The 13,498-nt window shown below is 48.9% G+C and carries 11 protein-coding genes; 5 read left to right on the top strand and 6 right to left on the bottom strand.

The window, feature by feature from the left end; all coding sequences use genetic code 11:
• Positions 1-13: 13 nt before the first annotated feature.
• From L0Y31_RS08375 to L0Y31_RS08360, 4 genes are read right to left on the bottom strand one after another with little or no spacing between them, the layout of a single operon-like run.
• Positions 14-751 carry an FkbM family methyltransferase gene (locus L0Y31_RS08375; protein ID WP_234736667.1) on the bottom strand — a complete coding sequence of 246 codons (738 nt, stop codon included), beginning with the start codon at positions 749-751 and terminating at the stop codon, positions 14-16.
• Between the two features lie 15 nt (positions 752-766).
• Positions 767-2,113: a flippase gene (locus L0Y31_RS08370; protein ID WP_234736666.1), complete on the bottom strand. Its 1,347-nt coding sequence runs from the start codon at positions 2,111-2,113 to the stop codon at positions 767-769.
• Between the two features lie 26 nt (positions 2,114-2,139).
• Positions 2,140-3,219, bottom strand: coding sequence for a GNVR domain-containing protein (locus L0Y31_RS08365; RefSeq protein ID WP_234736665.1), 1,080 nt, complete (start codon positions 3,217-3,219; stop codon positions 2,140-2,142).
• Positions 3,220-3,237: 18 nt separating this feature from the next.
• On the bottom strand, positions 3,238-5,697 hold the full coding sequence (locus tag L0Y31_RS08360; RefSeq protein WP_234736664.1) for an SLBB domain-containing protein: 2,460 nt from the start codon (positions 5,695-5,697) through the stop codon (positions 3,238-3,240).
• A gap of 84 nt (positions 5,698-5,781) precedes the next feature.
• On the opposite strand from L0Y31_RS08360, the gene L0Y31_RS08355 reads away from it, so the two are divergent.
• Positions 5,782-6,291 (top strand): gamma carbonic anhydrase family protein, encoded by a 510-nt coding sequence (locus tag L0Y31_RS08355; RefSeq protein ID WP_234736663.1) that lies wholly within the window; start codon positions 5,782-5,784, stop codon positions 6,289-6,291.
• Between the two features lie 60 nt (positions 6,292-6,351).
• Here the strand turns inward: L0Y31_RS08355 and L0Y31_RS08350 are convergent, their stop codons facing one another.
• Both L0Y31_RS08350 and abc-f read right to left on the bottom strand, forming a co-directional pair.
• Complete coding sequence (locus L0Y31_RS08350; protein WP_234736662.1) at positions 6,352-6,999, bottom strand: DedA family protein; 648 nt, start codon at positions 6,997-6,999, stop codon at positions 6,352-6,354.
• 119 nt (positions 7,000-7,118) lie between these two features.
• Positions 7,119-8,999: a ribosomal protection-like ABC-F family protein gene (gene abc-f / locus L0Y31_RS08345; RefSeq protein WP_234736661.1), complete on the bottom strand. Its 1,881-nt coding sequence runs from the start codon at positions 8,997-8,999 to the stop codon at positions 7,119-7,121.
• A gap of 201 nt (positions 9,000-9,200) precedes the next feature.
• On the opposite strand from abc-f, the gene L0Y31_RS08340 reads away from it, so the two are divergent.
• The 4 genes from L0Y31_RS08340 (at position 9,201) to L0Y31_RS08325 (ending at position 13,497) form a co-directional block, all read left to right on the top strand.
• Positions 9,201-10,190, top strand: coding sequence for a formylglycine-generating enzyme family protein (locus tag L0Y31_RS08340; protein WP_234736660.1), 990 nt, complete (start codon positions 9,201-9,203; stop codon positions 10,188-10,190).
• Positions 10,191-10,216: 26 nt separating this feature from the next.
• On the top strand, positions 10,217-11,575 hold the full coding sequence (locus L0Y31_RS08335; RefSeq protein ID WP_234736659.1) for a Gfo/Idh/MocA family protein: 1,359 nt from the start codon (positions 10,217-10,219) through the stop codon (positions 11,573-11,575).
• A 353-nt stretch (positions 11,576-11,928) separates the two neighbouring features.
• Positions 11,929-13,125 (top strand): PepSY-associated TM helix domain-containing protein, encoded by a 1,197-nt coding sequence (locus L0Y31_RS08330; RefSeq protein WP_234736658.1) that lies wholly within the window; start codon positions 11,929-11,931, stop codon positions 13,123-13,125.
• Positions 13,126-13,140: 15 nt separating this feature from the next.
• Positions 13,141-13,497, top strand: a complete 357-nt coding sequence (locus tag L0Y31_RS08325) for a hypothetical protein (RefSeq protein ID WP_234736657.1) — start codon at positions 13,141-13,143, stop codon at positions 13,495-13,497.
• The last annotated feature ends 1 nt before the right edge of the window (position 13,498 follow it).

Genomic DNA, 13,498 nt, shown 5'->3' with positions numbered 1-13,498 from the left:
GGCACATTGGGTATTACTTCCGGGAAGCACTGTCTACAAAAAAGCCATTCCACACGGCATAGCCATTAAATACATAGCCACGGGCGGTTAAATATTGATAAATGCCATTCGTAGCAAAGTCTTCCAGCCGGAAGTTATGCATTTCGATGACAATAAGCCAGGGGCGATAAAGGGATAAATCCAGCGATTGGAGAACCTCAAAGTCGTGGCCTTCCACATCAATATACAGAACATCAATGCGTTGGCTACCTGGCAGCTTATCCTGAAGAATACTGGTTAAAGTTTGGGTCTTTATCCGCCGCTCTCCAATAACCCGAACTTCTTCTTTTTGAAGGGCTTCTACTGTCCGCTGGTCGATGGTATTCAGCTCGTGCATGTCGTATTCCACGAAAGTTACCTCCTCCTCTACGTTGGAAATGGCCGCGTACATCGGCGTATCGTGCAACCGCATGCTTTTGTGTTTGGCTACCAAGCCGGGATTTGCATCGATGGTAATTCCGCGCCAGCCCTTGCAGTATAAACCAAACGTATTGGAAAAATGAATGGGCTCATTGCTGCCGACCTCGACGTAAAACCCCGTATACTGCTCAGGAAACAGATTGGCAATGATTCGGTCTTCGCCCATTTGCGAAAAGCTCAGATACGCATCTCTCATTAATACTTTCCGAAGAAAATAGAGCAGCGCCATCCGAAGCGCCAGAAAAAAGGGAAGCCGTTTGAACAGAAGCTGAACCTGACTAAAAGCAGACATAGAAACGAATAATAATCAATAATTAAACCGCTGTAGCGCATCCCGCAAGGCTCTCAGTCGGAAAGCATCCAGAATGGCTATCGACTGCATCCGAAAAATAATCCGACTGTCTTTCGAGAAATAATTCAGCAGATAGGCCGATAGCATATAAGCCAATAAGGTCGCTACCGAAGCACCAACCGCTCCGTATTTAGGAATAAGAATACCATTCAGGGCAACATTCACCCCTGCGCCGGCAATGGTTTTGTAAAGCATGAATCGCTGCCGACCATACAGCACAAACCAGTTGGAAGTCCCTACGCCCAAAAAGACAAACACACCCGCCCAGATATGCACGATCAGAATTTGCGCTACGCCTTCGTATTGATTGCCAAACAACAGATCGACCAGCATATCAGCAAAAAATAAAGTCCCGACAGCGATACCAATACTAATAAAGGCCAGCAAACTTAATAACTGCTGGTATCCCTTCAGGAAGGCAGCCTCGTCTTTTTCTCTCAGTTGGAGAATAGACGGATAAAAAGACGAGACCAGCGCCGCCGCAATAAAATACCATACCTCCGATAAGCGCAAGGCAGCGCTGTACCGCCCCAGCTCAGCACTGCTTGCCAGACTTTCGAGCATAAACTGATCAGCCCGCATGTAAATAAAAATAAAAAAATCGCTGATCATCAGTGGCCACGCGGCCTGAAATAGTTGCTGGGCAAGCCGTGCGTTAAAGCGCCAGTGAAGAAAAGATTCGGAGCGGTATCGCCCGTAGAAGACGAATAATGACAAGGCAGTTAACCCGGCATCAAACAAAATGAGGGCTGAAAAAGCCAGCAAATCAGCCTGTACAATAAGTAGATAGGCACGAAGCAGCGTAGAGAACAAAAACACAACAGACTTTGCCAGCACCGACCGCCGGGCCTGTACCTCCGCCTGAAAAAACAGATCGATTACATCCGCACTTTGAAAAACCAGCGTCGAAGCCGAAAACAAAATCATGTAAACCAGCGTCGGCTGATCGCCATAAAACAAATAGGCAGCAACACCAATGGCTAGAAAGGAAACCAAGCCCGCCAGAAGCCTTAGGAAAAAAGCCGTACTGAGTAGCTCATCGGTAGACGCTAGTTTCTTGGTAATCAACTCAGTGACCAAAACAGTCGCTAAACCCAGGCTGGCTACGGGCAGCAAAATAGCCGGGAATACGGTCGCATAATTCAGTTGCCCAAATTGCTCCGGACCCAGATACCGTGCCAGCCAGACGCCAATCAGCATGCCCGCCGCCATCCGAAAAATGCGGTCGAAAAACACCCATCCCGCATTAATCAATGCCTTGGCGGTATTCTGGCTCAGCTTGCGTGGCGTGGCGTCAATCATACAGCCTTAGCTAAATGTGCAAATTCTCAGAAAGAGCCAGACTTACGCCAGCTTTGAAACAAGGTCCACAAGGTACCTACAACTACCCCACCAATGGCCATATACAGGATAATCAGGGTTCTTTTAGGGCCACTTTTTTGCAGAGGTACCCGAGCGGGCTCCAGCATTTTGAAAACCGGTGTCTCCTCCTGAACTTTGATTTTGGCCTGCTCTAGTTGTTTGGATAAATCGTTGTAGACGCCCTGGGCCAGCATAAAATCAGCTTGTAATCGCTGTTCTTCCAGTTTAGCCACGTTGGAATACAGGCTCCGGTTGCGGTCGCGGTAGTTTTCCAGAGCGTATTCAGCCGATTGGTAGCGACGGCGAGCCTCAGCCACGCGGCGATTTAAGAAGTTCGATTGACTGCGGGCTTTTTCGGTGCGGTAACTGGTCACATAATTGGTTAGGTACTCCAGCGAAAAACGCGCCACGGTGGCGGCCACGACCGGATCGGGCAATGTGGCCTCGATGGTAATGATTCCTGTCTTTTTGTCAAAAATAGTTCCAATGCGGGCCAAAATATCCTGTACCTGACGATCCTGGTTTTTGGTAACCTGAATTGCCTTGCTGAAATTCTTTGGATCATAAACGGTCTGTTCTTCTTCGCCCGATCCGCCAAAAAGCCCCTTACCAGCCTGCTCTTTTAAATAGGCCGACAACGTCATCGTTTTATTGAAATTGTGCGAATAAACCGGTTGCTTCAGCAGGTAGAGCGCAAACGGAAAGCTTTGCAGGACATTCGGATATAAGTCTGGACGAATAGCATCAGTACCGCTTCCCGAAAGACTGTTCAGATCAATGCCCGCCAGCCCCGCCAACGAACTTAGCCCCCCCATTGAACTACCCGGCGTTTTTGACTGTAACTCAGGCAATACAGCTACCTGCGATTTGTATTCATTAGGCTTAGAAAAGCCATAAACAGCCCCAATAACGGCCCCGACCAGGCCAAAAAGTAACAGCTTGAGCCGGTTGTCCCTTAAAAAATCAAAAATATCGGATAGCCGCAGCTCAATTACGTTATCGCGCACGTCAACTTCGTCCCGTTGCTTGAGTTCAGTTGTGCTCATGAATCTCCTTAAGTAAGTTTACCGTAACAAGTTGATAAGGATGGTAGCTGTGGTGGCTGCCAGGGTACCAAGTACTGAAAAAATAGCCACCCGCTCCGTTGCTGATAGACGTTCTGTCAACGGCTTGAACGGCACGACGATGGTTGAACCGGGCTCTACTTTAGGACGCCGACGCGTAAACAGGGCATTCTTCATCGTCCGGTCTTTCTGACCGTTGGCGTAGGTTACGTAAGCCTTATTTTTGCGGGCATTCTCCGTAAATCCACCCGCCTGCGTGATGTAATCATCAAACGAATAACCGGTTGTAAAATTAACAACGGAAGGGTTCAAAACCGCTCCTTCGATGCGAACGGTTTCCTGCCGGGTCGGGATCATCAGGGAGTCTTTGCTTTCCAGCAACAAGTTTCCTTCAATATTTGGATTCTGAACAATGGCCCGAATATCAATGGCTACTTTTTCTCTATTCCGAATAAATTGTGCTCCCCGCAAAAAGGCATCTGGCTTTAGGCCACCCGCCCGCTGAATCAAATCCGAAATACGCTCACTGCGGCTTTGAATGGCGTAATTTCCCGGATGAATAACCTCGCCGTAAATGTGCACATTTTGCTGCTCTTCGTATTGGGGAGCCGTCCGCACATACACAATGTCAAATGGATGCAGGATAAATTGATTGGGTATTCCATCAGGGCCGGTCCCGTCTAACCGCAGATTCCGGTCGAGGTCGAAACGGAATACCCGAACCGTTTCGAAGTTTTTAATGCCCGCGCTGTCTTCACGAATGCGCCGGGCCACTTCAATCCGCGACGGCGTAGCCCCTTCCTGAAAGCCACCCGCCATCGCAATCAGATCTGCCACACTCAGGTTGTTGGCAAACTGAAAAGTGTCGGGCTGGTTCACCGCTCCCTGAATAATGACTTCGTAAGTTTCCCGCAAATCGCGAATAGCAAAAACGTGAATGCTGTCCTGACGGATTAAAGGAATATCAGCGATTTCGGTACGCATAAGCCGCCCCACATCAAACGGAACAACTTCCAGATCCATGTTTTCGCGCTCCCGGAAAAGCAAAGCCCGGTTCAGGAAGGCGTCCTTCCGCAAGCCTTCCGCCCGCTGAAGCAGCGACCGAACCGTCGTGATGTCGTTATCCAGTGCATATTCACCGGGCCGCATCACTGCGCCGGTAACCTGAATGCGGTTTTCGTAGCGTTTCAGGATTTCGCCCACCGTATATTTATCTCCGCTCTGCGGCGTAAAAGTCGCCAACTGCTCCTGGGTAATGGTCGCCACACGCATTTCACGCGCTGTGTTCCGGCGCAAGGTTACGGAGGCCGTGTAAGCTTTATCGGAAAATCCACCAGCAAAAGCCAGCACGGTTTTCAGGTTTTCGCCCGCTTTGATTTCGTAAATCGCGGGGCGTTTCACTTCCCCGGCCAGCTCAATCCGGGCACTGTAATCATTCACGCGAATCACATCGCCATCCTGCAAACGAACATTGTCGCTCTGATCGCCACGCAGCAGAAAATCGTACAAGTCGATGGTTTTAACGGTCCGATTACCCCGAATTACTTTAATATCCCGGAAAGAACCCGTTTCTGGATTGGGTCCTCCTGCCAGATAAAGCGCATTAAAAGTTGTAGCCAGCGAGGATATGCTGTAGGTTCCCGGACGGACAACCTCGCCTACCAGCGTCACCCGAATGGTGCGAATGTTGCCTAACGTAACAGAAGCATACGTACCGCTACCGGGCCGATTTAGTCCCTGGTAGGCAGACCGCAGCCGACCCACAATCAATTGCTCCGCTTTTTCAATGGTTTGGCCACTTACAGCGATGGGGCCTAAGTTCAAGACGCGGACGGTTCCTTCCGGGCTAACCCGTAACTTGAAATTATCCGTTGAGTTGCCGTAGATTTCGACACTTAATTCATCATCTGGCCCGATCTGGTAATTCCGAGGCGTCGCAATGCGCAGATTAGGCTCAAAGCTCAGCGTTGCATTCTTGAATAAAGAGGCGCCAAAAACAACCGGCTTTTTAATGCTGTCTCTCCGAAAAAAATCCAAACTGTCGGGCAAGTAAACCCGCTCCGAAAGCCGTCCTTGCTGGTACCGACCACGGGCCGTGTCGATTTCCGTATATTGCTCCCCTCCCATACCAGTCCGGTTGCCCGACTGGCCTGACTGCTGCCGTAGTTTGGTAAGCCGTTGCCGCATTTTGGCAATGTCGGTCATGGTAAAGCCCTGAGAGAGCGCCGCCTGCTCGATCTGCATCTCATTCAGCCCGCTTGCCTGCGCACGACGGTAAAATTCCTGAACCTGTTCGTCACTCAACTGATCGACCCGCGACGAAGAACGGTTTGGCTGCTGCGCAACGGTGTTGATCGTCAGAAAAAGCAGTGCAAGGCCAAAAAGATAGACATACCGAACAGAAAGCCGGGAATAAAACGATAAACGACTAGAATAACCGCGCTGATTAGTATTAGACATGCACAAAATCAAATAGATCGGGCAAAGTTACAAATAGATACCTACTTTGCAGTGACAAACTTATTTACTACGTACGCTTAAAAGATGGCCTTAATAAAACCAGTTCGCGGAATCAGTCCGCAGTTTGGCGAAAATTGTTGGTTAGCTGATAACGCCACCGTTGTCGGCGAAGTTGTGATGGGCAAAAATTGTACCGCCTGGTTCAATGCCGTGGTTCGGGGCGATGTCAATTCGATCACGATTGGCGACTATTCTAACATTCAGGACGGTGCTGTTATTCATTGTACTTATCAAAAATACAAAACCACCATTGGCAACTACGTCTCTATTGCGCACAACGCCATCGTACACGGTTGTACCATTGAAGACAAAGTTCTGATCGGGATGGGCGCGATTGTAATGGATGGTGCCGTTGTCGGAACTGGATCTATTATTGCGGCTGGAGCCATTGTCACGCAACATACCAAAGTGCCGCCAGGAACCGTATACGCCGGAAACCCCGCCCGCTTTCTGAAAAACATAACGCCCGAACTAGAAGAGATTTTTATGCGAACCGCCAATAATTACGTCATGTACGCGGAATGGTTTAAATAAGACCCATAAAAAATCCCGGACTGATGATTTACCAGTCCGGGATTTTCAACCATATCGCTATCAAACCGTTTCTTTTTCTTGGGTCATTTCCTTGCGAGCGTTGAGGTAGCCACGAACAACGGTAAAGGTTGTGATCGCGAGGAAAAACAGAATCACCCAGTGAACGTAATCAACAATCCAAGGAAACTTTTCGCCGAAATAGTAACCGCCACCGACTAACGATAGGGTCCAAATAGCGCCGCCAAGGACGTTGTACAGCATAAAATATTTGAAATCCATGTGAATCAGGCCCGACAGAATGGGCGCAAACGTGCGGACTACGGGCAAAAAACGGGCGATCACCAACGTCCGGCTGCCGTACTTCAGAAAATATTCACGCGTGGTTTCAATATGCTTTTTCTTGAAAAACAGCGAATCCGGGCGATTTTGGAGCCGGTCACCAAATACGTAGCCAGTCAGGTAGCCAACCAGTGACCCTAGCACTGCCGCCGCGAAAATACATCCCAGCAGTACCAGCAAAGGCACGTCTAATATTTTTGTTCCTGCAAAGACACCAGACAAAAACAGTAAATAGTCACCTGGCAGGAAAAAGCCAAAAAACAGACCGTTTTCCACGAAAATAATTAACGCAATCAGCACTAAACCACCAGTTCGGATTATTTCCTCGGAGTTCAGTAAATATTGAAAAAAGTCCGTAATCTGCTCCATAATTGTACAACGGTTTTTAAAACCGTTTCATTCAGTCCCGCTCGTCAAGTAATTAAACAAAAATAGCCCTATTTAGCGAACGGTTGATTAAGATCTTTTTTAAAAAAGGCGGTCGTTCCTTACAAATACTCAGCCAGTTCCAGCCAGCGGTCTGATTTATTGGAAATCTGCTGATCCAATTGCTCAATCTCCCGCGCCCAGTTCGTGAGTTGTTCATGATCGCCTGTTCCGCCGTTTAGCAGACCGATTACTTCTTCTTTCCGTTGTTCCAGCGATTCAATTTCTTTTTCCAGCGACTCATATTCTTTCTGCTCTTTAAACGAAAGTTTCTTCTTTGCGGCTGGGCTAACTGGCGCGTTGGTAGCCGGTTCGGCTTTCGGTTTTTCGTCCGTTTTTCGTTCTACTACAGGGCGTTCCACGGGTTGCTCGGCTTTCCACTCCCGGTAGTCGGTATAGTTGCCCGGATAATCCCGAATCTTGCCGTTGCCTTCAAATACAAACGTATGCTCTACCAGCCGATCCATAAAGTAACGGTCGTGCGATACCAGCAAAATACAGCCGGGGAATGAGAGTAAAAACTCTTCCAGCACGTTCAAGGTCGTGATGTCCAGGTCGTTCGTTGGCTCATCAAGAATCAGGAAGTTTGGATTTTGTACCAGTACCAGCAGCAGTTGCAAACGGCGCTTTTCCCCACCGGATAGCTTGTGCACGTAATCGTACTGCTTTTTCCGGTCGAACAGAAAATGCTGCAAAAACTGCGAGGCGGTTACCGTTTCGCCCGTTCCCAGCTTCATTACTTCCGCCACGTCCTGTACCACATCAATGACCCGCTGATTTTCAGGGATGTTCAGGTCACTCTGGGTGTAATACCCGATTTTGATGGTTCCGCCGGTTGAAATTTTCCCCGAATCAGGTCGAATTTCGCCCGTGATCATGTTCAGGAGGGTTGTTTTTCCCATCCCGTTTTTGCCGATGATGCCAATGCGGTCGGCCTTGCGGAAGGTATACGTAAAATGATCAAGCAGCACTTTGTCGTCAAACTGCTTGCTGACATTCTCCAACTCGATGATTTTACTGCCGATTCGTTGCGTCCGGATGTTCAGCTCCAGTTCGCTCTTACCCAGTTTCTGGTGGGCTTTGTCTTTGATGTCCTCGAAGGCATCAACCCGGTATTGGGCTTTGGTGCCGCGTGCTTTAGGCTGGCGGCGCATCCAGTCCAGCTCGCGCCGAAACAGGTTTTTCGCTTTGTCTACCTCCGCCGCTGCAATGGCCTCCCGTTCTTCTTTTTTCTCTAGGTAATAGGCATAATTGCCTTTGTAACTAAAGAGCGTTTCGCGGTCCAGCTCGACGATCTGGTTACAGACTTTATCCAGAAAATAGCGGTCGTGCGTTACCATCAGAAGGGACTGATTCTGGGTAGTCAGGTAACCTTCCAGCCACTCAATGGTCTCCAGATCGAGGTGGTTGGTTGGCTCATCCAGAATCAGCAGGTCTGGACTTTCGATCAGCACCCGGGCCAAAGCCACCCGTTTGCGCTGCCCTCCCGAGAGGGTGGCAATGCGTTGCGAAACATCGTGAATGCCCAAAACGCCCAGCACCTGCTTCATCTGGGTCTCGAAGTCCCAGGCTTTCAGGGCTTCCATCTGCTGCATGGCTCGGTCCAGCGCCTGGTGGTTTTCATTGGCCAGCGCCTGTTCGTATTCCCGAATGGCCACCAGCGCCGGGTTGTCGCCCGACAACACTACTTCCAGCACCGTCAGGGCATCGTCCAGGTGCGGCTGCTGTTCCAGCACGCCCACCGTAATGTCTTTGCGCGTTGACACCAAGCCTTCATCGGGCGGTTGCAAGCCCGCCAGAATTGACAGCATGGTTGACTTTCCCGTTCCATTGGCTCCTACAATAGCCACTTTATCACCCCGACTTAAACCAAATGTCACCTGACGAAACAAAAATTTGTCGCCGTATGATTTGGCAATATTTTCAGCAGAAAGAATATTCATGTAAAAAAATTAAGCGTCCGCTTCTCAGAAGTGGCGCATTGGTACTACACAAAATTACGCGATTCTAACCGAAAGCCACAGCTTTAAGCGGATGCATATGGCTGTAGTACTGCTTCTTCAAAAAAAAAGTGGAGATTTACTATTAAAATTATTACTCTACACTCTTTTACTTTGTAATCTTACCTTTGTATACTCTTTTTCATGTTTAAAATTTCTTTTTGGGGCTGTTTGTTCTTTCTGCTTACCGGCTTAGTACAGGCTCAAACACCAGAGTTAAAGTCATATACGCAGGACATTCCGGGAAGTAAACTAAAATACGACCTGGTGGCTATTCCGGGGGGAACGTTTATGATGGGGAGTCCGGCAACCGAGAAAGGCCGAAAAGCCGACGAAGGACCGCAGCATTCTGTAAAAATTGAGCCGTTCTGGATGGGCAAGATGGAAATTACCTGGGATTTATACGACCTGTTCGCTTTTCACAACATGGAAAAGGAAATGGCCGCCCAGAATCCCGGCTTCGATCTGGCCAAAACCGATGCCTCGACACGCCCTAGTCCGCCTTATGTGGATATGTCTTTTGGCATGGGCCGGGCGGGTTATCCGGCCATCAACATGACGCAATACGCGGCCATTCATTTTTGCGCCTGGCTCTACGCCAAGACCGGCATTTTCTACCGTCTTCCAACCGAAGCGGAATGGGAATATGCTTGCCGGGCAGGCACCAAAACGGCTTATTCTTTTGGTGATGATCCGAAGATGATGGATCAGTACGGATGGAACAAAAGCAATAGTAACGGTGCTTACAAGCAGGTCGGCAAGAAAAAACCGAACCCCTGGGGCCTGCACGACATGCACGGCAACGTTATGGAATGGACGCTGGATCAATATTATCCAGACTACTATGCCAAAAAAGCCAAAGGTACTGTAAAGGAGCCTTACGCTAAAGTAACAGTTCTGTATCCAAACGCCGTACGCGGTGGTTCGTGGGACGATGATGCCGTTGTGGCACGTTCCGCCTCCCGTATTCCGTCTGATCCGTCGTGGAAGATTCTTGACCCCCAAACGCCTAAAAGTGAATGGTGGCTTACCAGCGCCTCCTTTGTAGGCTTCCGGGTGGTACGGCCTCTGGTAAAACCGAGCGAAGAGGAGATTAAGGCGTATTACAACCCGCCGTTGATGGAAGATTACTAAAAACTAGCATATAAACCCCTAACGATATGTCAAACCACTCCAACCACCGGGATTCCGGAATGTCGGATCACGGTCGCCGCGATTTTCTGAAGAAATCAGGCTTACTAACAGGCAGTACTCTGTTAGCCACTTTACCTTCTTTTGCGTCCGGCTACGGATTCCATTCTTCGGCGGATGACACGATCAAGGTTGCCTTGATTGGCTGTGGAGGCCGGGGAACAGGCGCGGCCATGCAGGCATTGAGCACAAAGCAAAATGTCAAAGTTGTAGCGATGGCAGACGCTTTTAGTGACCGTCTGGAATCGGCCTACAAGAACCTGAACATGAAGCCGGAGATTGCCAAGCGAGTAGATGTGCCCGCCGAACGCCGCTTTGTTGGATTCGATGCCTACAAACAGGCCATTCCGCTGGCCGACGTGGTTATTCTGGCCACCCCTCCGGGTTTCCGTCCGATGCACTTCGAGGAAGCCGTGAAGCAAAACAAGCACGTTTTCATGGAGAAACCAGTGGCAACCGATGCGCCGGGTATCCGGAGAGTGCTGGCAGCGGCGGAAGAGGCGAAAAAGAAAAAATTGAACGTGGTCGTTGGCTTACAGCGCCATTACCAGCCAAACTACCGTGAGATGATCAAGCGCATTCACGATGGAGCCATTGGCGACATTGTAGGCGGCTCGGTATACTGGGTTAGCGGGGGCGTTTGGGTGAAACCGCGTCAGGCTGGTCAGACGGAAATGGATTACCAGATGCGTAATTGGTATTATTTTAACTGGCTCTGCGGCGATCACATTAACGAACAACACGTTCACAATATCGATGTAGCCAACTGGGTAAAAGGTAGTTATCCGGTATCCTGCCAGGGGACGGGTGGCCGTGAGGTGCGCACGGGCAAAGATTATGGCGAGATTTTCGACCACCATATTGTAGACTTCAAGTATGCCGACGGTACGACCATCAACAGCCAGTGCCGCCACTACGAAGGAACCTACAGCAAGGTAGACGAGATGTTTGTCGGTACGAAAGGCCGCATCGATTCGTTCGGAGGACGTGCCAATGCCCTGATGGATTACAAAGGGAAAACGCTCTTCTCGCACACCATCGATCCGAAAGCCAACGCTTACCAGATCGAGCACGACGAACTGTTTGAGGCACTTGCCAAAAACCAGTACAAATTTGCCGACGCCGAGAACGGAGCAAAAAGTACGATGACCGCCATCATGGGTCGTATGGCGACTTATTCGGGCAAAATGGTTACTTGGGACGAAGCCCTGAATTCACAGATCGATCTATTCCCAACACAGCTGTCCTGGGATGCCATGCCTAAGATACTGCCGAATCAGGATGGTTTTTATCCGGTTGCGGTACCAGGCAAAACCATTGCCGTTTAGAGTGCTTGTTGGTCTGGCGAATGACATTCGATCATTCGCCAGATTTTTTAAGTAGCCTGTCTGTCAATTCCGTTTAGCAGTTGGTCTCTTCATTTGATTACCCGTTCGTTCGCTCTACTTCTAGCGTCTCTTTATAGTTCCGTATTTCTTCTTTTACGCCAGTTTGCGCTTTATTCTTGCTCTTTCAAAATATCTCTTCCCCTGACCGGTTGGTTGATTATTCCATATATTTGTCATTATTTAGAAGCAGTATAAATAGCACAAACTGGGCTAAGCTTCACTGACAGTGAGTTGCATTAGAATTGTATGCTAAAAATGATTGTTTCATAATTAATTGACAATCAAAATCCAGCGTGGAACCGACACCTTTTTCCAAAAGAAAAAACTGGGCTAGTCATCAGAAAAAATGGTACGGGAAGTGGCATGTCTGGCTGGGACTCTTGGCAGGAACGGTTATTTTCATTGTCAGCCTCACCGGAACCATTCTAGTTTTCCGAGATGAAATTGATCATGACCTCAATGCAAAGCTTTATGAGGTTGCCGCCCCTAAACAAGCGGCCAAACTATCCTTTCAACAGATTGCGGAACAACTGAAACGCGACCACCCTACCTGGGAGCTGGCTTTTCTTTTCAAACCGGAAGGTGAAAGCGACGAAAACCTGGCCTATCATCTCCGTTTGAAAGATTACGAAAAAGAAATTTTTGTTAATCCCTACACGGGCCAGGTAACTGGAACGCGCCTACACGACTCCTATTTCATCGGGATTGTTCTGGAAATTCACCGCAGCCTGCTTATACCGGTTGTTGGTCAATACATTGTCGGCACTTGTTCACTCATTTTAGTTATCCTGATCATCAGCGGTTTACGCTTGTGGATTCCGAAGCAGTGGAAGCACCTCAAGAGTCGGCTTACGTTCCGAAAAAACGCCAGTTTTGCCCGTCAGACTTACGATCTACACCAGGTATTGGGGTTTTATTTCTCTCCTTTTATTCTGCTGATTGCCCTAACAGGCGCTGTCATTACGTTTCTGGCCATTCTGGCGCCGGTTATGTATCTGGTCAGTTTTGAAAAGCCTAAATCCCTGGATCAAATTCTGAATAGCAAGTCGGTTTATAGGCAAGGGGCCAAACCGCTACCTTTGGATTCTGCCGTGGCGACTGCTTTACGCGCATTACCAGCCGATACCAATATTGAAGGCGTGGGTTTCCCCCTGGAGCAAACAGGCATCTATGCGGTGTATTCGAGTAGCCCGCACGTAACGCAAACCGGCGACAAGAATTTTATTTACATTGATCAATATTCCGGGAAAATTAACTTCAACAGCGCCAAAGACTTACCCAACACCGGGAAGATGTATTTAAACTGGGTCGAGCCTTTTCACTACGGCACCTTTGGTGGGAACATCACCCGGGCGCTGGCCTTTGTTGCTTCTTTGATTCCGTCCGTACTCTTCGTAACGGGTATTCTTATCTGGCTTCCGCGCTGGCGGGGTAAAAAGAAAAAGACCCGCCCAGCCGCAAGCCAGAGCGAGTCTCAAAAAATAAAATAATCCCCTCTTAAGTTCATGAATCCTACCCTTCCTACGCCACCAACCTCGCTCTCCTGGTTTGCTTTTCAGGTTAAATCAGGGATCCGCTACGCGCTTTATTTCATGGCGGTCGGATTTGTAATGGGTGCTATCTATGGCGTTTTCGGTGGTCTGATTTTCGAACCTGCCCTTTTCGCGACGAGTCTTATTGGCGTTTTCTGCATCGTTAATTTTCTAGTCGCTATTCCTGCCGTAACCCTTAATCTGGTTCTGGCGGTATTTAAGAAAAGCAGTCGTCCGATTTACCGCTATTTCGGGCTTTCGCTCGGCTTCGCGATCGTCTACCTGCTTTTCTTTTATGGGCTACACCTGGCAAAAATTAACGTATTCTAAA

The sequence above is a fragment of the Tellurirhabdus bombi genome (assembly GCF_021484805.1).
Lineage (GTDB): Bacteria > Bacteroidota > Bacteroidia > Cytophagales > Spirosomataceae > Tellurirhabdus > Tellurirhabdus bombi.
This window is presented reverse-complemented; position numbering and strand designations above follow the sequence as displayed.